The sequence below is a fragment of the Atlantibacter sp. RC6 genome (assembly GCF_014193285.1).
GTDB lineage: Bacteria > Pseudomonadota > Gammaproteobacteria > Enterobacterales > Enterobacteriaceae > Atlantibacter.
The window spans coordinates 238328-261428 of sequence record NZ_JACHZE010000005.1 but is presented as its reverse complement, the minus strand read 5'-3'; the positions used below and the strand labels follow the sequence as shown (position 1 = coordinate 261428).

General features: G+C 56.3%; 21 protein-coding genes. 10 read left to right on the top strand and 11 right to left on the bottom strand.

Annotated features, from left to right (window positions below; genetic code table 11):
- Positions 1-687: 687 nt before the first annotated feature.
- From FHW74_RS13825 to cspE, 8 genes are all read left to right on the top strand, one after another.
- A complete protein-coding gene (locus tag FHW74_RS13825) occupies positions 688-3618 on the top strand; it encodes an autotransporter outer membrane beta-barrel domain-containing protein (protein WP_183170971.1) in 2931 nt (976 codons plus the stop codon).
- Between the two features lie 243 nt (positions 3619-3861).
- The gene (locus tag FHW74_RS13820; protein ID WP_255459918.1) at positions 3862-4269 is read left to right on the top strand and encodes a hypothetical protein; all 408 of its coding nucleotides are present in this window, start codon (positions 3862-3864) and stop codon (positions 4267-4269) included.
- A gap of 61 nt (positions 4270-4330) precedes the next feature.
- Complete coding sequence (locus FHW74_RS13815; RefSeq protein ID WP_183170970.1) at positions 4331-4666, top strand: copper-binding protein; 336 nt, start codon at positions 4331-4333, stop codon at positions 4664-4666.
- Positions 4667-4677: 11 nt separating this feature from the next.
- On the top strand, positions 4678-5937 hold the full coding sequence (locus FHW74_RS13810) for a TolC family protein (RefSeq protein WP_183170969.1): 1260 nt from the start codon (positions 4678-4680) through the stop codon (positions 5935-5937).
- Positions 5930-7360 carry an efflux RND transporter periplasmic adaptor subunit gene (locus FHW74_RS13805; RefSeq protein ID WP_183170968.1) on the top strand — a complete coding sequence of 477 codons (1431 nt, stop codon included), beginning with the start codon at positions 5930-5932 and terminating at the stop codon, positions 7358-7360. Before FHW74_RS13810 ends, FHW74_RS13805 begins: the two co-directional genes overlap by 8 nt.
- The gene (locus tag FHW74_RS13800; protein WP_183170967.1) at positions 7357-10479 is read left to right on the top strand and encodes an efflux RND transporter permease subunit; all 3123 of its coding nucleotides are present in this window, start codon (positions 7357-7359) and stop codon (positions 10477-10479) included. Before FHW74_RS13805 ends, FHW74_RS13800 begins: the two co-directional genes overlap by 4 nt.
- Before the next feature lie 188 nt (positions 10480-10667).
- Complete coding sequence (pagP, locus tag FHW74_RS13795) at positions 10668-11207, top strand: lipid IV(A) palmitoyltransferase PagP (RefSeq protein ID WP_269771839.1); 540 nt, start codon at positions 10668-10670, stop codon at positions 11205-11207.
- Between the two features lie 202 nt (positions 11208-11409).
- Complete coding sequence (gene cspE / locus FHW74_RS13790; RefSeq protein ID WP_002436076.1) at positions 11410-11619, top strand: transcription antiterminator/RNA stability regulator CspE; 210 nt, start codon at positions 11410-11412, stop codon at positions 11617-11619.
- Between the two features lie 224 nt (positions 11620-11843).
- Here cspE and crcB read toward each other — a convergent pair whose 3' ends face one another.
- Positions 11844-12227 carry a fluoride efflux transporter CrcB gene (crcB, locus tag FHW74_RS13785; protein WP_183170965.1) on the bottom strand — a complete coding sequence of 128 codons (384 nt, stop codon included), beginning with the start codon at positions 12225-12227 and terminating at the stop codon, positions 11844-11846.
- A 105-nt stretch (positions 12228-12332) separates the two neighbouring features.
- Here crcB and FHW74_RS13780 point away from each other — a divergent pair, with 105 nt between their 5' ends.
- Both FHW74_RS13780 and tatE read left to right on the top strand, forming a co-directional pair.
- On the top strand, positions 12333-13121 hold the full coding sequence (locus tag FHW74_RS13780; protein ID WP_183170964.1) for a deaminated glutathione amidase: 789 nt from the start codon (positions 12333-12335) through the stop codon (positions 13119-13121).
- Positions 13122-13247: 126 nt separating this feature from the next.
- Complete coding sequence (gene tatE, locus FHW74_RS13775) at positions 13248-13451, top strand: twin-arginine translocase subunit TatE (protein ID WP_183170963.1); 204 nt, start codon at positions 13248-13250, stop codon at positions 13449-13451.
- An 86-nt stretch (positions 13452-13537) separates the two neighbouring features.
- Here the strand turns inward: tatE and lipA are convergent, their stop codons facing one another.
- The 10 genes from lipA to FHW74_RS13725 form a co-directional block, all read right to left on the bottom strand.
- On the bottom strand, positions 13538-14503 hold the full coding sequence (lipA, locus tag FHW74_RS13770) for a lipoyl synthase (RefSeq protein ID WP_183170962.1): 966 nt from the start codon (positions 14501-14503) through the stop codon (positions 13538-13540).
- Between the two features lie 198 nt (positions 14504-14701).
- Positions 14702-15355: a lipoyl(octanoyl) transferase LipB gene (gene lipB / locus FHW74_RS13765; RefSeq protein WP_183170961.1), complete on the bottom strand. Its 654-nt coding sequence runs from the start codon at positions 15353-15355 to the stop codon at positions 14702-14704.
- Positions 15356-15452: 97 nt separating this feature from the next.
- Entirely contained in the window at positions 15453-15716 is a 264-nt protein-coding gene (gene ybeD / locus FHW74_RS13760) for a DUF493 family protein YbeD (RefSeq protein ID WP_183170960.1), read from the bottom strand.
- Between the two features lie 104 nt (positions 15717-15820).
- The gene (gene dacA / locus FHW74_RS13755; protein WP_183170959.1) at positions 15821-17032 is read right to left on the bottom strand and encodes a D-alanyl-D-alanine carboxypeptidase DacA; all 1212 of its coding nucleotides are present in this window, start codon (positions 17030-17032) and stop codon (positions 15821-15823) included.
- A gap of 140 nt (positions 17033-17172) precedes the next feature.
- Positions 17173-18312 carry an endolytic peptidoglycan transglycosylase RlpA gene (gene rlpA / locus FHW74_RS13750; protein ID WP_183170958.1) on the bottom strand — a complete coding sequence of 380 codons (1140 nt, stop codon included), beginning with the start codon at positions 18310-18312 and terminating at the stop codon, positions 17173-17175.
- 10 nt (positions 18313-18322) lie between these two features.
- A complete protein-coding gene (gene mrdB, locus FHW74_RS13745; RefSeq protein WP_183170957.1) occupies positions 18323-19435 on the bottom strand; it encodes a peptidoglycan glycosyltransferase MrdB in 1113 nt (370 codons plus the stop codon).
- Positions 19435-21333, bottom strand: a complete 1899-nt coding sequence (gene mrdA, locus FHW74_RS13740) for a peptidoglycan DD-transpeptidase MrdA (RefSeq protein ID WP_183170956.1) — start codon at positions 21331-21333, stop codon at positions 19435-19437. Before mrdA ends, mrdB begins: the two co-directional genes overlap by 1 nt.
- Before the next feature lie 26 nt (positions 21334-21359).
- Positions 21360-21827 carry a 23S rRNA (pseudouridine(1915)-N(3))-methyltransferase RlmH gene (gene rlmH / locus FHW74_RS13735; RefSeq protein ID WP_183170955.1) on the bottom strand — a complete coding sequence of 156 codons (468 nt, stop codon included), beginning with the start codon at positions 21825-21827 and terminating at the stop codon, positions 21360-21362.
- Positions 21828-21830: 3 nt separating this feature from the next.
- The gene (rsfS, locus tag FHW74_RS13730) at positions 21831-22148 is read right to left on the bottom strand and encodes a ribosome silencing factor (RefSeq protein ID WP_125294564.1); all 318 of its coding nucleotides are present in this window, start codon (positions 22146-22148) and stop codon (positions 21831-21833) included.
- Between the two features lie 239 nt (positions 22149-22387).
- Positions 22388-23008 carry an adenosylcobalamin/alpha-ribazole phosphatase gene (locus tag FHW74_RS13725; protein ID WP_183170954.1) on the bottom strand — a complete coding sequence of 207 codons (621 nt, stop codon included), beginning with the start codon at positions 23006-23008 and terminating at the stop codon, positions 22388-22390.
- Positions 23009-23101: the final 93 nt, after the last annotated feature.

Genomic DNA, 23101 nt, shown 5'->3' with positions numbered 1-23101 from the left:
GACAGCAAAGTGATATGTGGCCGAAACACACAGGTCGGAGTAATGGAAGGTTTCCAGGGTCAAACGTGCGGATTGTGATGACTTGCTGAAAAAGCATTCTGATTAATATCAAAAAATTGCAAAATATTATTTATTTATAATTTGTGTTTATGATATTGCCGGATTTTTCACTTGTTAACGGTGTATATAACAGCAATTGTTAACGGCGTGTCGTCGGAGAGTGGGGTGTTTTTAACAAAAAGCGCTCACTTAATTAACGATTTTTGGGGATGTGTCTTGTCGTACCTCCCATAAACAAAACCGATTAATTAATATGTTTAATTATATGAATTATTGTTTTCCATTTCTTTCTGATGATAGATGCAAATAAAACGATCATTCCTGTGTCAATAATCGGTAGCGGGCCTTTATCTTAATTTCATTGTTCCATTCCGAAATCAGCATAAAAAAACAAGTTTTCCGTTATGGTGGACGTTAGTTTTTGATCACTATTCATCCAGGGTTTTGCAAGTGATTGCAATAAGTCTTCTCATTTCAGAATAAGGCTGTAAAACAATGAAAGTTTGCCTGAGAAATAATGACCTGTTGACTCGCGGTAATGTCTTTAATCGCATCGAATCCATAAATAGAGCCAATAAATCACGGGGCGCAAAAAAAAACAAAGTATCGCCTTTATCGTTTGCGGTCATGTTTGCGTTAAGTACATTTCCTGATAGCGGACTGGCAACGCAGCATGAGGCGATTAAAGTCACTGATGGCAGCACCGTTACCGTTGAAGGCAGTGCGGATGACCCCATCGAGTTCCCTGATTTTGACACCATCAGCTTAGCCACCGTTAATAAAAACAGCACCATTAATGCCGATTTTATTAAAATCACCACCTCCGGAGACAGAATGACGGACAGTTTGTCCGCGCAGGATGGCGGAATATTAAATATAGATCATATGATTATTAATAATTCCACTAACGGCTCTCTGGGTGAATTTGCTGGCGCGGAAACCACGGTGACTATCAAGAATTCAACCATGACGGGGAATTCAGGTTTCAGAATTGACGATGGCGCTACCGTTTCCCTTGCCGATTCCAGCGTGGATGTTAACCAGGGGGCAGTACATATCGCAGGTGAAGGGAGCAATTTCGAAGCGACCAATACCGACTTCATTCTTAATGACAGTGATATTCAATCGCCTTTACCGGTTATTGATATTAGCGAAAATAGTCATGTGACCCTGAAAGGCGGCAGCGTTGTTGCCTATGGGCATGGCTCACGCGTCGTAGATGGCATTCGGTTGATGGGCAGCTCACCGCAGGAAATGGCGACGTTGACCATGGACGGCACCGTGGTCACTGTGGGGACCGCGGACAATCCGATTAAAGGGATTGCCGTTGATATCAACCAAAACGCCCATGCCGATATTACGGGTTCCACATTGACCACCTGGGGCGCCGGTAACGGCAGCAGCGCCATTTGGTTACCCGACGATAGCGGCAGCGTTAGCGTGGCGAACTCCACGCTGGAAACCCACGGTGCCGGGGCGACTGGGATTGAAATTTATGATAACGGCCAGGCGGAAATCCGCGACAGTACGGTAAAAGTGTACGGCGATAATACCTATGGTTTGTATAACAACGGCGCGGATTCCCTGATGAGCGCCACGGGCGTTGATATATTGACTTACGGTGTGAAAGGCGTTGGTGCGGCCAGTTTTGGCGGCCAGTTAGAGATCGCCGACAGCCGGATCGCCACCAGCGGGAAAAACGGCTATGGCGTCTATGTTCAGAATGAGACCACCCAGGCCACGCTGGATAACACCCAGGTTATCACTAGCGGGGAGTCTGCCGACGCGGTGGTGATAGGCAACGGCGCGAATATCGCTATCGCAGACAGCGACCTGGAAACCACGGGCAACGGCGCAGCCGGCTTGCGCTTTTTCAATAACCCAGCCAACCCTGACAACCCGACGACGGTTAGCCGCAGCACGGTGGATGCGAAAAACGGCGCGGCGATCAACGTTCAAAGCGGTGGGCTGGATTTGGTGCTAACGGACTCAACCGTCGTTGGGGAAAGCGGCGTGTTATTGCAAGTGGGTGATTCCGCTAACGTGTCTGACAGCACAGTAAACCTCACAGCGGATCAGAGTTACCTCTCGGGCGATGTGGTTATCAACGCGGCAAATAGCCACGGGACCATCGCCTTGCAAAACCAGTCCCTGTGGAAAGGCGCCAGCGAGTCCGACATCGACGTCAGCATCGACGCTTCGAGCGAATGGCAGGTGGTGGACGATTCGAGCATCTCCAGCCTGGAAAACAGCGGCACCCTGCGTTTTGCCAGTACGGATACCGCCTCTCCGTTCAGCACGTTGACGGTGAACGGTGATTACGTGGGCAATAACGGCACGATAGTGTTTAACAGCGATCTGGGCGACGATACGTCCCCTGCCGATAAAATGGTCGTGACGGGTGATACGTCAGGCAACACGTATGTTCAGGTAGTTAATCTGCATGGCGCGGGTGCGCAGACCACGGCGGATGGCATTGAACTGATTGACGTGGGCGGCAGTTCTGACGGCACTTTCGCCCTCCAGGGACGCGCAGTCGCCGGTAGTTATGAATATTCGCTGTGGCAGGGCGGCGTGACGAACCCGGATGACGGTGACTGGTATCTGCGGTCGCAAAAAACGCCCGATCCCACGCCCGACCCGGAATTCCGTCCGGAACCCGGCGCTTATCTGGGCAACCGCTTCGTGGCGGAAAACATGTTTAATCACAGCTACTACGATCGGCAACAGGCCACCTGGTCACAGCCTTCCGATAACGCGTGGCCGCTATGGATGAGAACCGTCGCCAATGAAACCAAACTGGATGCGGCGCAGGGCGAAATCAGCGATACCATCGATCAGACGCTTATTCAGCTTGGCGCCGATTTGCTGACCTTTGACGGGCCTCAGCAACGTTTCCAGGCAGGAATTATGGCGGGTTACGGCTATGGGCGCACCGAATCCCGCGCCGCTGATAATCACTATTCGGCGACGGGGCATGTCAATGGTTACGACGTGGGCCTCTATGCCACCTGGCTGGAGCAAGGCCATGCGCCTGGCGGCGCGTATATTGATAGCTGGCTCCAGTACGGCTGGTACGACAATGATGTGAAAGGCGATGATCTCCCCAGTGAAAACTATGACAGCACCAACCTGTCGGCTTCCATGGAGGCCGGTTACGGTTTTACTTTCGATAGCAAGCTGATGCTGGAGCCGCAAATGCAGGTGATCGTCAATCGCTACGAGTCTGACGATCACCAGGAAGAAAACGGCACCCTGGTGCGTAGCGCCGAACACAACGGCGTGAAAACCCGGCTGGGCCTGCGGATAGCCGCGTTGCAAAGCCCTTTACAACCCTGGATGACGATGAACTGGTGGTATGACGACAGCAATAACGCGATGGATTTTGATGCCATCCGTGTGGGTACCGATGCGCCACGCCATCGCGCTGAAATCAAGGCGGGCCTTCAGACAGAAGTCGCGAAAGATTTACAGTTTTGGGGGGCGGTAGGCCTTCAGAGCGGCGATCATAACTATTCCCAGTATGGCGGTATGGTGGGTGTGAAATATAAATGGTAAGTCGCGTCATCATTATTTGACACGGTTTAACGCCCCGGTGCACTGGATTTCACCCCGGGGCGTTTTTTATGTCAGTCAGACACGTGACGTTAATAAAAGGTGGTGATAAAAAAATATGTTTCACTAGCCATTTACTTTGTTTTCACAAATAACCCCGACAAATGTAAAGCAGTCAAAATCCTCTTTATTTCTTTTTTTTTCACCGCTTATACTCGGCCCACTCCAGGCTCTGATAAGACCAATATGAATCGCCGCTCCCTGATGAAAACAGTACGCGTATTACGTCAGCATCTTTGGATGCTGGCGATGGCGTTGGGTTTTCTGCTGGTGGCGGGCCAGACGGCGCAGGCATCCCACGGTTGCCCGCTGGATCTTGAAGGCCAGGTAGTCAGCGTTCAGCATCAGGATCACCTGATGGGCCATGACGCTTCACCCTCGCACTCTACCGCATCGCCGCTTTGCGAAAAGCACTGCGTCCCTGACGTGATGCAAAAAGAGAGCCCGCAAAATAATCTGGTGGCGCTGCCGGTGGTGGAGACCCTGGCGGTGATTGAACCGCAGTGCGTTCAACACACCGATAGCCACTGGTCTTTAACTCCTCCCGCAGCAGGACCGCCGGCAACCATCCGGTTTTGCCGGTTCCGGGAATAACTCCCACATCGTCGATCGTTTTTTACCCGTTTATTTTTTCGACTTTGTTGGAGTAACGATAATGGCTTTTATTTCACGACTGCTGCCGGTTGCAGCATTGCTGTTCACCTTTTCTGCTTTTTCCGCCGCGGATGACACCGCCCATCACCATCACGCCATGAACACGTCTGCCGAACAACCGGTATGGCAAAGCGAAGGTGTGGTGAAAAAGGTTACCGACCGCCAGATCACTATTTCTCATCAGGCTATCGGGGCGCTTAACTGGCCGCCGATGACCATGGCTTTTGACCGTCCTGCTCAGCAGGAAATCACGGTACAGCCGGGTGACAAGGTGGCGTTCTCCTTCACCCAGACCGACAGCGGCTACCAGCTCGTTCGCATAACGCCTGCGCAATAACCGGAGGCGTTATGAAGCAAACCACCCTGAGCCTCTGGCTCGGCGGGGTTTTGCTCATCCTGACCAGCGCGGCCGCCCAGGCGGCGGCGCTGAGTCTTGAGCAGACCCTTGAAGTGGCGGAGCGCTACTCCGCCCAGCTTTCCGCCAACCGCAACCAGGTGCGCGCCTTTGGCGCGATGGCCGATTCGGCGCGCCAGTTGCCCGACCCGGAACTGAAATTCGGTATCGAAAACCTGCCCGTACAGGGCAGCAACGCCCATCGTTTTACCCGTGAAGGGATGACCATGCAGCGCGTCGGCGTGATGCAGAAGTATGTGAGCGCCGACAAACGTGACCGCAAGGCCGACACGCTGCTGGCGCAGTCTGCCAGCGCCAGCGCTCAGGCGCAGGTGATCCGCGCGCAGCTACAGCGGGATACCGCCCAGGCGTGGCTGGATCTGGCGCTGTCGGAGAAAGCCGTCGAGGCGGCGCGGCAGCTATTACTGGAAACCGAAAAGCAGATCCCGGTGCAGCGCAGCGGCGTGGCCAGCGGTTCGGCGTCCGCGTCCGGGGCGCTGGCACTGCAAACCACGCTCTCCGCCCTGCGCGATAACCTGACGCTGGCGGAGCGCGACGTCAGGCTGGCGCAAACCCGTTTGTACCAGCTTACCGGTGAAAATATCGATCACGTCAGCGGAGCGCTGCCGCGCTATCAGCGGCTGCCCGCTGATGAGCAGGTGCTCGAACAGGGCGTGGCGGCCCATCCGGAAGTGATAGCCGCCGCCCGGGAAGCCGACGTGGCGAAAGCCCGTTCGGCGCAGTCGGCGGTGGCGTCAAAGCCCGACGTCGGCGTGGAGGTCTACTACGCCCGCCGCGCCGAGGAGTATGGCGATTTGGCCGGGGTGATGTTCACCGTGGATATGCCGCTGTTCCAGTCCCATCGACAGGATAAAGACTATGCCGCCGATGTGTCGCGGGCCATGGAAGCCAACGATCAGCTGGCGCAGGCCACACGCGACCGGGTGGCGCTGGTGCGCAGTCTGGTGGCGGAATACCAGGCGGCGCAAACCCTGTGGAGCCGCAAGCAGCAGGAGATCGTGCCGCTTAATCAACAGCGCCTGAAGGTGATCAATGCCGAATACCGTTCCGGGCAGGCGTCGCTGGAGGCGGTGCTTGAGGCGCGGCGCGGCCTGCTGGACGCACAACTTGGCGCGATAAACGCCGAAAAAGAGATGGCGCAGCGCTGGGCCGCCGTCCGATATCTGACGGTGCAAGGAGCCGCCCATGAATAGCAAATCCCTTTCACTTATCGCGCTGGTGGTCGGCGCGGCGCTGGCCGGCGGCTACTGGCTGGGGCAACAGCATCACGCCACACCGACAGCCACCGACCAGCCGCAGCGCAAAGTGCTTTACTGGTACGACCCGATGGTGCCAGGCCAGCGCTTTGATAAGCCGGGCAAATCGCCGTTTATGGATATGGAGTTGCAACCGCGTTACGCCGATGAAGCGGCTGACCCATCGGGCGTGTCGATAAGCGCCCGCCAGCAGCAGAACCTCGGCATCCGCACCGCCAGAGCGGAGAGGCGCGAGTTGGTTGCCCCGTTTACTGCGTATGCCACGGTGCAAAACGATGAGCGCAGCAGCGAAATTATCCCGGCCCCGGCGTCGGGCGTGGTGGAAAAACTGTATGTGCGTGCGCCGCTACAGGCGGTGAAAAAGGGCGAGCCGCTGGCGCAGCTCTGGATACCCGAGTGGACCGCCGCCCAGCAGGAGTACCTCGCGGTACGGTTGTTGGGGGATAGCGCATTAACCGCCGCCGCGCGCGAGCGGCTGGCATTGCAGTTTATGCCAGAAGAGATTATTCGCCGCGTGGAGCGCAGCGGGAAACCGCAAACCCGGCTGGTGCTACGCGCCGGGCGCGACGGCTATGTGGCGAAGCTGGAAACTCGCGCCGGGGCGCAGGTCAGCGCGACCGCGCCGCTGTTTGAGCTGGCAAGCCTCGACCCGGTGTGGGTCGTGGTGGATTATCCGCAATCCCAGGCTCAGTCGCTGCGCCAGGGTGCGACGGTCACGGCCAGCACCGAAAGCTATCCCGGCGAAGCCTTCAACGGCAAGGTCAGTGAATTGCTGCCCGCGCTGGAAAGCACCACCCGCACCCTTCAGGCGCGCATTGTCATCGCCAACCCTGACCAGAAGCTCAGGCCGGGCATGTATCTGGCGATCAACCGGGACGCGCAACACGCTGACGCACCGCGCCTGGCCATCCCGGAAGAGTCGTTAATTGAAACCGGCAGCGCCAACCGGGTATTGGTGGCGGAAGAGGACGGCTTCTTCCGGGCGGTGAACGTGAAAACCGGGATGCGCGGCGACGGCTGGGTCGAGGTCATCTCCGGGCTGGATGAGGGGATGAAAGTAGTGACATCCGGGCAATTCCTGATCGACTCGGAAGCCAGCCTGCGCAGCGCGCTGCCGTCCGGGGCGATGGAAACCGAGTATCAGGGCACCGGCGTGGTGGAAGCGTTGCAAAACGACAGCGTAACGCTGTCCCACGGCCCGATCCCAGCGCTGAAATGGGGAGCGATGACCATGGACTTCGCCCTGAAAACGGCGCAGCCCGGCGTAAAACCCGGCGATAAGGTGCAATTCTCTTTCACCATGAATGACGACGGCGCGGTGATAACCCATCTGGCGCCGCTTAAGGCAGGTGCCCAATGATTGCCGCCATTATTCGAGGCTCATTGAAAAACCGCTTCCTGGTGTTGATCGCCGCGCTGATGATGGCGGCGTGGGGCATCTGGGCGCTGATGCGCGCCCCGGTGGATGCGTTGCCGGACCTGTCGGACGTGCAGGTGATTGTGCGCGTCGCTTATCCCGGCAAAGCACCGCAGGTGGTGGAGGATCAGGTGACATATCCACTGACCACCACCATGCTGTCAGTGCCGGGGGCGAAAACCGTGCGCGGGTTTTCGATGTTTGGCGAAACCTACGTCTATATCCTGTTTGAGGACGGTACCGATCCGTACTGGGCGCGCTCCAGAGTGCTGGAGTATTTAAGCCAGGTGCAGTCGCAACTGCCTGTGGAAGCGAAAGCGTCGCTGGGGCCGGACGCCACCGGCGTCGGCTGGGTTTATGAATACGCGCTGATCGACCGTTCAGGCAAACACAGCCTGGCGGATCTGCGCGCCTTACAGGACTGGACGCTCAAGTTTGAGCTGAAAACGGTGCCCAACGTGGCGGAGGTGGCGAGCGTCGGCGGCATGGTGCGCCAGTACCAAATCCTGCTGCAACCCGAGCGGCTGCGGGCGCTGAATATCACTCATCAGCAGGTGGTGGACGCGGTCGGCCAGGCCAATCAGGAGAGCGGCGGCTCGCTGCTGGAGATGGGCGAAGCGGAGTATATGGTGCGCACCACCGGCTATCTGGCCAGCCTGGAGGATTTCCGCAATGTGGTTATCGCTAATCGCAACGGCGTGCCGGTGCTGCTGTCCGATGTGGCGACGGTGCGCCTCGGGCCGGAAATCCGGCGCGGCGTGGCGGAGTACAACGGTGAAGGGGAGGTGACCGGCGGGATTATCGTGATGCGTTACGGTAAAAACGCGCTGGAAACCATCAACGCCGTGAAAGCCAAACTCAATGAAATACAGCGCACCCTGCCAGCGGGCGTGGAAATTGTGCCGGTTTACGATCGCTCAAACCTGATCGAACACGCCATTGAAAACCTCACCCATAAGCTGATTGAAGAGTTTGTGGTGGTGGCGCTGGTTTGCGTGCTGTTTCTGTTCCACTTCCGCTCGGCGCTGGTGGCGATTATTTCGCTGCCGCTGGGGATTCTGGGCGCGTTTATCATCATGCATTACCAGGGGATCAACGCCAATATCATGTCGCTGGGCGGGATCGCTATCGCCATCGGCGCCATGGTGGATGCGGCGATCGTGATGATCGAAAACATGCACAAGGTGCTGGAGCAGTGGCGCCATGATCGCGACGGCAAAACCCCCAGCGGGGCGGAGTACTGGAAAATTGCCGAACAGGCGGCAGTGGAAGTGGGGCCAGCGCTATTTTGCAGCCTGTTGATCATCACCCTGTCGTTTATCCCGGTATTTGCGCTGGAAGCCCAGGAGGGCCGGATGTTCTCGCCGCTCGCCTTCACCAAAACCTGGGCGATGGCGGTATCCGCCGGGCTGGGCATCACGCTGATCCCGGTGCTAATGGGGGCGTTTATTCGCGGGCGCATCCCTGCCGAACAGGATAACCCACTGAACCGCTGGTTGATCCGCGCCTACGAGCCGCTGCTGGATAAGGTGCTGAACTGGCCGAAAACGACAGTGACGCTGGCATTGATCCTGCTGGTGGCGACGCTGTGGCCGCTGAGCCGCCTGGGCAGCGAGTTTATGCCGCCGCTCGACGAAGGCGACCTGCTGTATATGCCCTCGACCTTGCCGGGTATTTCGGCGCGCGAGGCGGCGAAGCTGCTCCAGCAAACCGACCGGTTAATTAAAACCGTGCCGGAAGTGGAGAGCGTGTTTGGCAAGGCCGGGCGCGCCGAAACCGCCACCGATCCTGCGCCGCTCGCCATGCTGGAAACCACCATCCGCTTTAAACCCCACGACCAGTGGCGGCCAGGCATGACCATGGACAAACTGGTGGAAGAGCTGGACGCGCGGGTGAAAGTACCGGGCATCGCCAACGTCTGGGTGCCGCCGATCCGCAACCGGCTCGATATGCTGGCGACCGGTATCAAAAGCCCGGTAGGGATTAAGGTCAACGGTAGCCGGCTTGAGGACATCGAACGGGTGGCCGGTGAAATCGAACAACTGGTGAAGTCGGTGCCAGGGGTGACGTCGGCGCTGGCGGAGCGGCTGGCGGGCGGGCGCTATGTGGATATCGTCATCGACCGGCGCAAAGCGGCGCGCTATGGCGTGTCGGTCAGTGAGTTGCAGTCGATGGTCGCCACGCTGGTGGGCGGACAGAATATCGGCGAAACCATCGAGGGACGCGAGCGTTATCCGATTAACGTGCGCTATCCGCGCGAATGGCGCGACAACATCCAGAAGCTGCGGGCCTTACCGGTGGTTACCGCCAGCGGAAGCCAGGTCTCGCTTGCGGAGCTGGCGGAAATCACCGTCGCCGACGGGCCGCCGATGCTGAAGAGCGAAAACGCGCGGCTGTCGAACTGGATTTACGTTGATTTGCGCGGGCGGGATTTAAAATCCGCCGTAGAGGACATGCAGCAAATCGTCGCGGCGAATGTCACGCTACCTCAGGGGGTGACGCTCTCCTGGTCCGGGCAATTTGAATATCTGGAGCGCGCCACCGCGACGTTAAAAATCGTGCTGCCGTTTACTCTGCTGATTATTTTCATTCTGCTGTATATCACCTTCCAGCGTTTCAGCGAGGCGCTGTTAATTATGGGTACGCTGCCGTTCGCCTTAATTGGCGGCGTCTGGCTGCTTTGGCTGCTGGATTATCACCTCTCGGTGGCGGGAGCGGTGGGCTTTATTGCGCTGGCGGGTGTGGCGGCGGAATTCGGCGTTATTATGGTGCTGTATTTAAATCAGGCGTGGCAGCGCAAGCGGCTTGAGCCTGGCGGCGAGCAAACGCCACAGCTGTTGCAGGCCATTCATGAGGGCGCGGTGCTGCGCGTACGCCCGAAAGTGATGACGGTGGCGACCATCATGGCCGGTTTAATGCCGATTATGTGGGGAAGCGGCAGCGGTTCAGAAGTCATGAGCCGCATCGCCGCGCCGATGATTGGCGGCATGATCACCGCGCCGCTGCTGTCGATGCTGGTGATCCCGGCGCTGTACCTGTTAATCAAAAAACCCAGGCGATAAATCACCCTGACTATCAATGCCGCCGGGAATATTGGGAATCATCTGAATATTTTCGGCGTGTTGGGGATTTTTCAGGAAATACCCGAGAGACCGTTTAGGGTTGATTAAAATATCCTTTATTAGACTTTTAAAAGTTTAAAAAGGGTATTTATGACGTGACGGTATTTCAAAAAATTGTTGTTATTTTTATCTTTCTGGCCCCGTTGGTGAGCAACACAGCGACGGCGGCCAAATTACTCGACCACATCGACGCGGGATACACCACGTTGCGCGATAACGTGGTGGAAACCTGGGACAATCCGCAGCATTACGATTTGTATGTGCCGGTGATCACCTGGCATGCCCGTTACGCTTACGACCATGACAAAGCAAAATCCTACAATGAACGCCCCTGGGGCGCGGGATTCGGCCAGTCCCGCTGGGATGAAAAAGGGAACTGGCACAGTTTATACGTGATGGCGTTTAAAGATTCGTTCAACAAGTGGGAACCCATTGCCGGTTACGGCTGGGAAGCCACCTGGCGGCCGCTGGAGGACGATAAATTTCATGCCGGCCTGGGGTATACCGTCGGCATGACTGCGCGCGATAACTGGCACTATATCCCCGTTCCGGTACTGTTGCCGATGGCATCGATCGGCTATGGCCCGGCGAATTTCCAGATGACCTATATCCCTGGCACCTATGGAAACGGCAACGTTTACTTCGCCTGGCTACGATTTCAGTTCTGAAAGTGTAAATAAAGACTATAATAGAAGAGGTGGCGTTAGCGTTGAAAACAAAGGGATAAATTGCGTTCCTACCTCTTTCTGATGAAAAGAACGCGACTTTTATCACTTTTTATTAAAGTTCGACTGGACAAATGTCACCACAATTGTTGTACTGATGCCCGACACAGCATTTGTGTCGTTTTTTCATGTAAAGGTAATTTTGATGTCTAAGATTAAAGGTAACGTTAAGTGGTTTAATGAGTCCAAAGGATTCGGTTTCATTACTCCGGAAGACGGCAGCAAAGACGTGTTCGTACACTTCTCTGCGATCCAGAGCAATGGTTTCAAAACTCTGGCTGAAGGTCAGCGTGTAGAGTTCGAAATCACTAACGGTGCCAAAGGCCCTTCTGCTGCTAACGTAATCGCTATCTGATTCGGCGTTCAGCAAGAATACAAAACCCGCTTAAGTGCGGGTTTTTTTTGCGTCCGATTTGGGCGATCAGTAAAACAGATAGATTTTCAGAAAGCTCGCCACCACTAACGCTGTAAACAGCAGCGCGCTACCGCTTTGTACATACTCTCTCATCACATTTCCTCACAACGGGCTTTTGCGCCATCGTTGCAGGGAAAGATTAAGCCAATATTAAGACGGCGGCGTTAGCGGGCGCTAAGTTGAGAAAATAACCAAAATGCGACGGCGGTCATCATAAATGACCCCAACAGATTCACCACCACGTTAAGCGCCGCCCAGCCGAATCGCCCGTCCTGGAGCAAAAACACCACTTCCGCCGAAAAGGTGGAAAAGGTGGTTAATCCGCCGCAAAAGCCAGTGGTAATCAGCAATTTCCACATCGGATCGATATGGCTCATGCGGTTAAACCAGGCGAGGCCCGCGCCGATGATAAAGGCGCCAATCAGGTTAGCCGTCAGGGTGCCGATGGGGATCGCGTGATGCATGGGGTTCAGGCGTAAACTGAGTAACCAACGGGCAAGGCTGCCCAACCCGCCGCCAAGAAAAACTGCAATGGCAATATTAATCACATGAATGCCTTGTATCGTTTGGATCAAAGCAAAGAGTGTACCGCTGAGGGCATACTTATGGCTATGATTGTGAGAGCAATCACGCTAACCCTTCAGGAGCGCACGATGAAAGTAGCGGCGGGGCAGTTTGCAGTCACCTCCGACAGCGTCAAAAATGTCGGGATCTGCATCGACTATATGCATCAGGCGCAGGCGGCGGGCGTTGAGCTGCTGGTACTGCCGGAAGCGCTGCTGGCGCGGGATGACAACGACCCGGACATGTCGGTCAATTCCGCGCAGGCGCTGGACGGGAGCTTCGTTAGCGCGCTGTGCCAGGCGAGCCTTGGCAACGAAATGACCACGTTTCTCACGATTCATGTGCCGACCACCGCCGGGCGCGCGGCGAACACCCAAATCGCATTGCGAAATGGGGAGATTGTCGCGGTTTACCAAAAGATTCATCTGTATGATGCATTCTCGATGCAGGAATCGCGTCTGGTGGATGCAGGGGCAGCAGTCGGGCCGCTGGTGGAAGTGGCCGGTATGAAGGTCGGCATGATGACCTGCTACGATCTGCGCTTCCCGGAAATGGCCCTGAGCCTGGCGCTAGCCGGTGCCGAAGTATTGGTTCTGCCAACCGCATGGGTGCGCGGCGCGTTAAAAGAGCACCACTGGTCAACGCTGTTGGCCGCCCGCGCCCTGGACAGCACGTGCTATGTGGTTGCCGCCGGGGAGTGCGGCAACAAGAATATTGGTCAAAGCCGGGTGATTGATCCGCTTGGCGTGACCATCGCCGCCGGGGCGGAAAGCCCGGCGCTGATTGTAACAGACGTGACAGCTGAACGTTTAAAGGAAGCGCGCGATAAACTGCCGGTCCTGAAGCATCGCCGCTTCGCGCCGCCGACGCTATTGTGACGATTTTTTAGACAAAGCTTGATTCACCTTGTTACAGATTGCTATTGTACGTCCGGCTCAAATAACCGTTAATTGAGTCTGGCTTTTCGGCTGCCATTCCGGCGCCTGTTTATTAAGAAGGTAAGTATGGGTGAGATTAGTATTACCAAACTGCTGGTAGTTGCCGCACTGGTGGTTCTGCTGTTTGGAACCAAAAAGTTACGTACGCTGGGTGGTGACCTGGGTGCAGCCATCAAAGGCTTCAAAAAAGCCATGAACGATGATGAAAACGCGGCGAAAACCACTGCTGCCAACGACGCGACCGGCGAACGCATTGCTCATAAAGACTAATTGCAGCGACCAGACGTTATGGTAGAAAAAAACCGGCTCAAAGAAGCCGGTTTTTTATGGTCTGCAGATTCTAACGTAACAAACTGTTACTTCACTTCTTCGCCTTTGGCCTGCATATCCGCATGATAAGACGAGCGGACGAACGGACCGCAGGCGGCATGGGTAAAGCCCATCGCCATCGCTTCGGCTTTCATCTCATCAAACTCATCAGGGCTGACGTAGCGCTGCACCGGCAGGTGGTGGCGGCTTGGCTGCAAGTACTGGCCCAGCGTCAACATGGTGACGCCGTGGCGGCGCAAATCGCGCATTACTTCGATGATTTCTGCGTTGGTTTCACCCAGACCAACCATCAAACCGGATTTGGTCGGGATGTCCGGATGCGCCTCTTTAAACCGCTCCAGCAGCTTCAGCGACCAGTTGTAATCCGCGCCCGGACGCACCTGGCGGTAGATACGCGGCACGTTCTCCAGGTTGTGGTTGAACACATCCGGCGGCGTGGCGTTAAGAATATCGAGCGCCTTGTCCATACGACCACGGAAGTCGGGCACCAGGGTCTCGATTTTAATGTTCGGGCTTTTCTCGCGGATTGCGGTAATGCAATCGGCAAAATGCTGCGCGCCGCCGTCACGTAAATCGTCACGGTCAACGGAGGTGATCACCACATAACGCAGCGCCATATCGGCAATAGTCTGCGCCAGTTTTTGCGGTTCGTTCGCATCTGGGGCCATCGGGCGGCCATGGGCCACGTCGCAGAACGGGCAGCGACGGGTGCAGATAGCGCCCAGGATCATAAAGGTGGCGGTACCGTGGTTAAAGCATTCGGCGAGGTTAGGGCAGGAAGCCTCTTCACACACCGAATGCAGGCCGTTTTTACGCATGGCTGCTTTGATGCCCTGAATACGCGTTGAGTCAGCAGGAAGTTTGATTTTCATCCATTCCGGCTTTCTTAACAGCGCTTCTCGCTCTGTCGCCACGTTTTTTACCGGGATAAGGGCCATTTTGTCGGCGTCGCGGTATTTAACGCCGCGTTCCATCACGATGGGTTTACTCATAGCATGCGTGTTCCAGTTGCGGATAACGAAGGAAAGCGTCTCAATTCAAGTAAGTGTTGTATTTATCAACTATTTTTGAATTAACACTACGCAGTATATCATTACTCTCTGCGGTAAAGCAGCCTCACCGCAGGTAAAAAGGGAACAGAATTGTAAAATGGTTGTTATTTTGTGCCCTTGCACAGGTTACAGCCCTGTTTATTTGCGCAGCGGCTCGTTGACCATTTCCACCGGCGGGTTCCCCAGCAGCGCCAGGGCATGCTTCAGCAGCAACGGATTAACGGTATCGATCGTCGCGCCGTCACGGTAAGCGCTTACCTGGGTCATCTCCATACCCGCATAGCCGCACGGGTTGATGCGCAGAAACGGCGCTAAATCCATATTGATGTTCAGCGCCAGGCCGTGGAACGAGCAGCCTTTACGGATGCGTAAGCCCAGCGAGCAGATTTTCTTCGCGCCAACATAAACTCCAGGTGCATCGGCGCGGGGATGGGCTTCGATATCCAGCTCGCCCAGGGTGTTAACCACGGTTTGTTCCAGCAGGGTGACCAGATCGCGTACCCCCAGCTTGCGGCGCTTCAGATTGAGCATTACGTACATCACCTGTTGCCCTGGCCCGTGATAGGTGACCTGGCCGCCGCGATCGCTTTGGATCACCGGGATATCGCCCGGCATTAAAACATGTTCCGCCTTACCGGCCTGTCCCTGGGTAAACACCGGCTGATGCTCAACCAGCCAGATTTCATCAGGCGTGTCGGCGTCGCGGTTGTCGGTAAAATCATGCATTGCCTGCGAAATGGGCTCGTAGGGCTGCAAACCCAGTTGGCGGATAAGAATGGTTTCCTGAAACAAGACTGCGTCTCCGGAGGGAAAAGGTGGCGGGGAGTATAACACAGCAGGGCCGGATGGACCTGAAGACAACAAACCCGGCCAGAGGCCGGGTCGGGGATTACAGCACCATACGCACGATTTCGAGATTGCCTAACTCTTCGTACAGGGTTTCTACCTGCTCAATGTGCGTGGCGTTAATGGTGATAGAAACGGAGTGGTAGTTTCCCTTGCTGCTTGGTTTTACCTGCGGCGTGTAATCACCAGGCGCATGGCGCTGAACTACCTCAACGACCATATCAACCAACTCCGGCTTCGCCAGACCCATCACTTTGTAAGTAAAGGGCGTCGGGAATTCAAGCAGCTCGTTAAGTTTGGTTTTCATGTCAGCTCCAGCATTGGATAAAAAATAATAACTCCCGCCTGAGCGGGAGTTGTTTTGATACCTAGTATATGGGGACGTAAATCACACTTTCAAGTGTTCAATTTTTATCCAAACCAGTGATGGAACATCAGCTTGATGTAATCAATGATTTTGCCGAAGAAATTGCCTTCTTCAATCTGCTCCAGCACCACCAGCGGACGCTGCTCGATGGTTTTGCCGTCCAGCTGGAAGTTGATGGTGCCGACCACCTGGTTTTTCGCCAGCGGCGCGTGCAACTCGCTGTTGTTCAGCACGTAGCTGGCCTTCAGATCTTTCATGCGGCCACGCGGAATGGTCAGGTAGACGTCTTTGTCAACGCCCAGCGACGCGCGATCGTGATCGCCAAACCAGGCGGGCTCGGAGGCGAATTCTTTACCGGCTTTAATCGGGTTCACGGTTTCAAAGAAACGGAAGCCCCAGGTCAGCAGCTTTTTGCTTTCCGCTTCGCGGCCTTTAAAGGTGCGGCCGCCCATCACGGCGGAGATCAGACGCATCTGGCCTTCGGTGGCAGACGCGACCAGGTTGTAGCCCGCTTTGTCAGTATGGCCGGTTTTGATGCCGTCCACGTTCAGGCTATTGTCCCACAGCAGACCGTTGCGGTTGGTCTGGCGGATGCCGTTAAAGGTGAACTCTTTTTCTTTGTAGATGGTGTATTCGTTCGGCACGTCGCGGATCAGTGCCTGGCCGATCAGCGCCATATCGCGCGCGGAGCTGAACTGGCCATCGGCATCCAGGCCGTGAACAGTCTGGAAGTGGGTGTTTTTCAGGTTCAGCGCGTTAACGTAATTGTTCATCAGCCCGACGAACGCGTCCTGGCTGCCCGCAACGTAATCCGCCATCGCCACGCAGGCGTCGTTGCCGGATTGCAGGTTGATGCCGCGGATCAGCTGAGAAACCGGAACCTGCATGCCAGGTTTCAGGAACATCAGCGAGGAGCCTTTAAATACCGGGTTACCGGTGGCCCATGCGTCGTTGCCAATGGTCACCAGGTCAGATTCTTTGAATTTTCCTGCCTTCATCGCCTGGCCGATGACGTAGCTGGTCATCATTTTGGTCAGGCTTGCAGGGTCGCGGCGCACATCCGCGTTTTGCTCCGCCAGCACTTTGCCAGAGTTGTAATCAATCAGGATGTAGGACTCGGCATCGATTTGCGGAACGCCTGGGATCATCGTTTTAATATTCAGGTCGTCGGCATGAGCGGTGGAGAGTGCCGCAACGGCCAGCGCTGTGGTGAGCGCGATGCGCTTAGCGAAACGTACGGAGAGAGTGGTCTTCATGGTAAAACAACGACATCCGTGATGAAGTGAAAAAAAAGTGCCTTACTATAGCAAATGGCGGTTGGGCTGGCATCCGACTTTGCGAATGACTTTGTTAGCGGTTTTTACGCGCCAACGCCGCTTCAGCCAGCCCCGACGCGTTACTGCGCGCCGCCGTTTGTTATGAATGACTGTAATTGTGCCTCGTTGCTCAGACGTTGCTGGATCGCGGCGGCTTGGGATTTACTGCTGAACGGCCCAAGCTGAACGCGATACACCGCGCCGTTCGGCGTTACGCGCCCCGGCACGCCAAACTGCTGGCTGAGCTTTTGCTGCCACTGGCTGGCGCGCGCGCTGTCGCTGACCGCGCCGACCTGAACCACGTAGCTACCGGTCGCGGCAGCGGCAGCTACAGGGGCATTGACGCTGCCCTGGACTGAGCCCGGCGCTGTCACCGGTGCCGGAGCGGCGGCTGGCGAGGTTTGCGGCGCGCTAACTGGCGCGCTAACCGGAGCCGGAGCAGGGGTGTCACTTTCGATCACGCCGCTGTTAAGTGGTGTCGGTGCGCCTAAGAACCCGCTGCTGCGGACCGGCGCGCCGGTGGTATCGTCGCTTTGCAGGGTATCATTGCTGATGGCGCGCACATCGCCGGCGGGTTGCGCCTGCGGCACGGACGACGCGCTGCCCAGGCCGGTATTCAGATCAGGGCGCGCGGGCAGGGCGTAGGTCTGTTTAGCCACTGTGGTACATGCCATTCCCGGGCCGGACAGGGAGCCGTCCGGCGCAACGATAATCGGGTCGACGCGCACTTTGGTGTTATTCGACGTGTTCAGACGGTCGGCGGACGCGCGGGACAGCGAAATAATACGGTCGTTGCCATACGGGCCACGATCGTTAATGCGCACCACAATCATGCGGCCATTCGCCAGGTTGGTCACGCGCGCATAGCTTGGTATCGGCAGCGTTGGGTGCGCGGCGGTCAACTGCATCGGATCAAAGGTTTCGCCCGACGCGGTCAGATTGCTGCCCGGCTCGGCGTCATAAATCGCGGCAAGCCCGGCCTGGCTGAAGCCAGAGGCATCCTGAACGATTTTGTAGCTTTTACCGTCGCGCTGATAATCCTGATTCACTGAAGGGTTCAGCGACTCATAGCGCGGCTCCGCGCCGCCAATCTCCACAACCGGGCCGTTACATACGGCAGGCTGTGGAGCCACGGTGGTGGGCGCCTGACCGTCATCATTTGAACTACAGGCCGCCAGCAATCCTGCTGCGACGCAGACTCCAAGCCACTGCTTACGCATTGCGTTCCCCTTATACGCTTTTAGACAGCATTTTTCGGTGGGTATGTATCGACATCACGATACCAAACCCGGCCATCAGTACGATCAAAGCCGAGCCCCCATAACTCACCAGAGGCAGCGGCACCCCAACCACGGGCAAAATACCACTTACCATACCAATATTCACAAACACATAAACGAACAAAATCAACATCAAACCGCCCGCCATGACCCGGCCAAAGGTGGTTTGCGCCCGGGCCGCTATCCACAGTCCGCGCATAATCAGCAGAATGTACAGCGCCAGTAAAATCAGTACGCCCACCAGGCCTAACTCCTCCGCCAGCACCGCGAAGATAAAGTCGGTATGGCGCTCGGGCAAAAACTCCAGTTGCGACTGGGTGCCGTGCAGCCAGCCTTTACCGCGCAAACCGCCCGAGCCAATAGCAATTTTAGACTGAATAATATGATAGCCCGCGCCGAGAGGGTCGGATTCCGGGTCGAGTAGCATCATCACGCGCTGACGCTGATAGTCATGCATCAGGAAGAACCACAGGATCGGGATAAACGCCGCCACCAGCAGCACGGCGATTAAAATCAGCCGCCAGCTCAGGCCGGATAAAAACAGCACGAACAGGCCGGAAAGCGCCACCAGAATCGAGGTGCCGAGGTCCGGCTGCGCCGCCACCAGCAGCGTTGGCATAAAGATGAGCACCAGCGCGATACCGGTATTCTTCAGGCTGGGCGGGCAGACATCACGGTTAATAAAGCGCGCCACCATCAGCGGCACCGCGATTTTAGCGATTTCCGAGGGCTGGAAGCGAACGACGCCCAAATCCAGCCAGCGCTGCGCCCCTTTGGAGATGGCCCCGAAAGCGTCCACCGCCACCAGCAAAATAATACACACGATGTACAAATAGGGCGCCCAGCCTTCATACACGCGCGGGGGGATTTGCGCCATCACCACCATCACCACCAGCCCCATCAGGATCTGGCCGATTTTACGTTCGGTCATATCCAGGTCCTGGCCGCTGGCGCTCCAGATAACCAGGGCGCTGTAGGTTAACAGCGCCAGGATGATCAGCATAAAGGTGGGATCGAGATGGATTTTATCCCAGATGGTTTTTTTATTCGGATTATCGGTCATTAGTCCTCCGCCGCGGCCACAGCCGGATTTTCAGCGGGCAGTTCGGTGTTGTTATCCCCGAGCATGATATGGTCGAGGATCTGGCGCATGATGGTCCCTACCGCCGGGCCAGCGCCGCCGTTCTCAAGGATCATGGCGACCGCGACCTGCGGATTATCGTACGGGGCAAACGCGGTCATCAGTTTGTGGTCGCGCAGACGCTCGGCGATGCGATGGGCGTTATAGGTTTCGTTGGCTTTCAGGCCGAAAACCTGCGCGGTACCCGACTTGGCGGCGATTTTATACGGCGCGCTGGCGAAATATTTGTGTCCGGTGCCGTTGGCGCGGTTCGCCACGCCATACATCCCGTCTTTGGCGATTTCCCAGTAGCCGGAGTGGATATCGCCCACCGGCGGCTGCTCCGGTTGCACCCAGGGCTGCTGTTTGCCGTCGATAGTGGTGCTCATCAGCAGATGCGGCACTTTCACCACGCCATCGTTAATCAGGATCATCATCGCTTTATTCATCTGCAACGGCGTTGAGGTCCAGTAACCCTGGCCGATACCCACCGGAATGGTATCACCCTGATACCATGGCTTCTTAAAGCGCTTCAGCTTCCACTCGCGGGTCGGCATGTTTCCGGAGCGCTCTTCCGCGAGATCGATACCGGTGTAATGGCCATAGCCGAATTTGCCCATCCATTCCGAGAGCCGGTCGATGCCCATGTCATAGGCGACCTGATAGAAGAAGGTATCCGCCGATTCTTCCAGCGACTTCGTAATGTTCAGGCGCCCATGGCCCCATTTTTTCCAGTCACGGTAGCGTTTTTCCGAGCCAGGCAACTGCCACCAGCCGGGGTCGAATAGCGTGGTATTGCGGGTAATCACCCCCGAGCTTAACGCCGACACAGCGACATAAGGCTTCACGGTAGAGGCTGGCGGGTAAATCCCCTGGGTGGCGCGGTTGACCAGCGGGGTGTTCGGATCGTTCAGCAGCGCCGAGTAATCCTTGCTGGAGATGCCGTCGACGAACAGGTTAGGGTTATAGCTTGGAGTGGACACCATCGCCAGCACGCCGCCGGTGCGCGGATCGGTAACCACCACCGCCGCGCGGCTGCCCTGCAACAGGGTCTCGATATAGGCCTGTAGCTGTAAATCAATGGTCAGATGAATATCGTGCCCGGCCTGCGGCGGCACTTCTTTCAGTTGGCGGATAACCCGGCCACGGTTATTAACTTCGACCTCTTCATAACCGGTCTGGCCGTGCAGCACGTCTTCGTAGTAGCGCTCAATGCCCAGCTTGCCGATATCGTGGGTTGCGGCATAGTTCGCCAGCTTGCCGTCTTTGTCGAGGCGCTCCACGTCTTTATCGTTGATTTTCGACACGTAGCCGATAACGTGAGTCAGGGCGGAACCATAGGGGTAGTAGCGGCGTTTATAGCCTTTTACTTCCACGCCGGGAAAGCGGTACTGGTTCACGGCGAAACGCGCCACCTGAACTTCCGTCAGGTTGGTTTTCACCGGAATCGACGTAAAGCGATGGGAGCGGGAGCGCTCTTTTTTGAACGCCGCGATATCGTCATCCGTCAGAGCCACCACGCCGCGCAGCGCCTCGAGCGTCTGCTGCACGTTATCGACTTTTTCCGGCATCATCTCGATTTGGTAGATGGTGCGGTTAAGGGCCAGCGGGATGCCGTTGCGGTCGTAAATAATGCCGCGGCTCGGCGGGATCGGCACCAGCTTGATGCGGTTTTCGTTAGAACGCGTCTGGTAATCAGTAAAACGCAGGATCTGCAAATTATAGAGATTCGCGATCAGTATGCCGGTAAGCAGTAATATCCCTGAAAAGGCGACCAGAGCCCGACGCACAAAAAGCGCGGACTCAGCCGTATAGTCGCGAAAAGAATTCTGTAATTTCATCCGCTGCTTAATCTACCTGGTAGCGTTTACTCACGATGGTAAGGGTGGTTGGTGGTGATACTCCACGCCCGATAAAGGCTTTCTGCGACCAGAACACGCACTAGCGGGTGCGGCAGCGTCAGCGCAGAAAGCGACCAGCTCTGTTCGGCAGCGGCTTTACAGGCTGGAGATAACCCTTCCGGGCCGCCAATAAGCAGACTCACGTCCCGGCCATCCAGTTTCCAGCGCTCCAGCTCACTGGCGAGCTGCGGGGTATCCCACGGACGGCCTGGAATATCGAGCGTGACGATGCGATTTTTGCCTGCTGCGGCCAACATCAGTTCACCCTCTTTATCGAGGATGCGTTTAATGTCGGCGTTTTTGCCCCGCTTTCCCGCCGGGATTTCGATGAGTTCGAACGGCATATCTTTCGGAAAGCGGCGCAGATATTCGGTAAAACCGGTTTGCACCCAGTCAGGCATTTTGGTGCCAACGGCGACCAGTTGCAGTTTCACGCCTTAACTCCAGAGCTTTTCGAGTTCGTACAGACGACGGCTCTCTTCCTGCATGACATGCACAATCACATCACCCAGGTCGACAACGATCCAGTCTGCCGCGTTCTGGCCTTCAACGCCGAGCGGCATCAGGCCGGCGTGGCGGGATTCGCTCAACACGTGGTCGGCGATGGACATCACGTGGCGCGTGGACGTACCGGTACAGATGATCATGCAATCCGTGATGCTGGATTTACCCTGAACGTCGATGGCAACGATATCCTGACCTTTCAGATCGTCGATTTTATCAATAACAAAATCCTGGAGTGCTTTACCCTGCAAGTGTTCCCCCTGGGAATATAAACGCTGATGATGCCGCCGGGAGCGCATCAAACTCAATGAGATAACAGCGGCGACACGCCTGCTGTATAAAGTGGGCTATCATCCCACCGCTGACATGAGTTTGCATCGCCATTTTTGTAAAACAATTTAGAAAATGGCCATCGGCGGGAGAAAGTCTGGCAGCGGAGGATATCAGCCTTATATAACCTGTCAATACGCAACGGTTCGCCAGAAGAAAATCAGAACTCTCCAGCCGGGTGAATAACGGCCGCCGCCCGGTTATTCAGGGTGCGCAGCGTGACAAAATCCTGCTGGATTTCCACCATGCTCCAACTGCCTTGTTCGATCATAAAGTGCCACAGGGACGGCGGCGGCATGCCCATCAGCGTGGCGATAAGCAGGCTCAGCACCCCCTGATGGCTGACCACCAGAATGTTTTCCTGCGGCATAGCGCGTAAATCCCGGGAAAGCGCCAAAACCCGCTGCGAGAAATTCTGAAAACCTTCGCCGTTGGTGGGAATGGTGTTTTGCCAGTCCCGGCACCAGGCGGCATAGGTAATGGCGTCTTCACGCTGTAAATCGCGATGATGGCGCATTTCCCAGTCGCCAAAATGCATTTCGTTGAGCAGCGGGTTGGTTTCAATGGCCTGGTCGCGGCCTTCCAGTACCAGATGAGCGGTATGCTGCGCCCGGCCCAGCGCGCTGCTCAGCACGCGGTCGAAGGGCACCGCCTGAAGCAGTTGCCCAACCTGCGTCGCCTGACGAATGCCCTGCTCGGTGAGTGCGGTTTCACTACGTCCGCTGTACAACCCGGCGACGTTCGCCTCGGTTTGTCCATGTCTTACCAGCCAGAGTTTCATGCATTGCTCCTTAATTCACCGCTATTGAGTCTACCATCAGTCGCAGCCAGACGCAGGCTTTGGGGTAAGATGGCGTTTTACGTTTTCGGAGGT

Coding starts and splice junctions, on each gene's coding strand:
- FHW74_RS13725 (WP_183170954.1), bottom strand. CDS start 23,008: ATGAAACTCTGGCTGGTAAGACATGGACAAACCGAGGCGAACGTCGCC.
- cspE (WP_002436076.1), top strand. CDS start 11,410: ATGTCTAAGATTAAAGGTAACGTTAAGTGGTTTAATGAGTCCAAAGGA.
- rlpA (WP_183170958.1), bottom strand. CDS start 18,312: ATGCGTAAGCAGTGGCTTGGAGTCTGCGTCGCAGCAGGATTGCTGGCG.
- FHW74_RS13825 (WP_183170971.1), top strand. CDS start 688: ATGTTTGCGTTAAGTACATTTCCTGATAGCGGACTGGCAACGCAGCAT.
- ybeD (WP_183170960.1), bottom strand. CDS start 15,716: ATGAAAACCAAACTTAACGAGCTGCTTGAATTCCCGACGCCCTTTACT.
- FHW74_RS13810 (WP_183170969.1), top strand. CDS start 4,678: ATGAAGCAAACCACCCTGAGCCTCTGGCTCGGCGGGGTTTTGCTCATC.
- FHW74_RS13805 (WP_183170968.1), top strand. CDS start 5,930: ATGAATAGCAAATCCCTTTCACTTATCGCGCTGGTGGTCGGCGCGGCG.
- dacA (WP_183170959.1), bottom strand. CDS start 17,032: ATGAAGACCACTCTCTCCGTACGTTTCGCTAAGCGCATCGCGCTCACC.
- FHW74_RS13815 (WP_183170970.1), top strand. CDS start 4,331: ATGGCTTTTATTTCACGACTGCTGCCGGTTGCAGCATTGCTGTTCACC.
- mrdB (WP_183170957.1), bottom strand. CDS start 19,435: ATGACCGATAATCCGAATAAAAAAACCATCTGGGATAAAATCCATCTC.
- tatE (WP_183170963.1), top strand. CDS start 13,248: ATGGGTGAGATTAGTATTACCAAACTGCTGGTAGTTGCCGCACTGGTG.
- lipA (WP_183170962.1), bottom strand. CDS start 14,503: ATGAGTAAACCCATCGTGATGGAACGCGGCGTTAAATACCGCGACGCC.
- FHW74_RS13820 (WP_255459918.1), top strand. CDS start 3,862: ATGAATCGCCGCTCCCTGATGAAAACAGTACGCGTATTACGTCAGCAT.
- FHW74_RS13780 (WP_183170964.1), top strand. CDS start 12,333: ATGAAAGTAGCGGCGGGGCAGTTTGCAGTCACCTCCGACAGCGTCAAA.
- FHW74_RS13800 (WP_183170967.1), top strand. CDS start 7,357: ATGATTGCCGCCATTATTCGAGGCTCATTGAAAAACCGCTTCCTGGTG.
- mrdA (WP_183170956.1), bottom strand. CDS start 21,333: ATGAAATTACAGAATTCTTTTCGCGACTATACGGCTGAGTCCGCGCTT.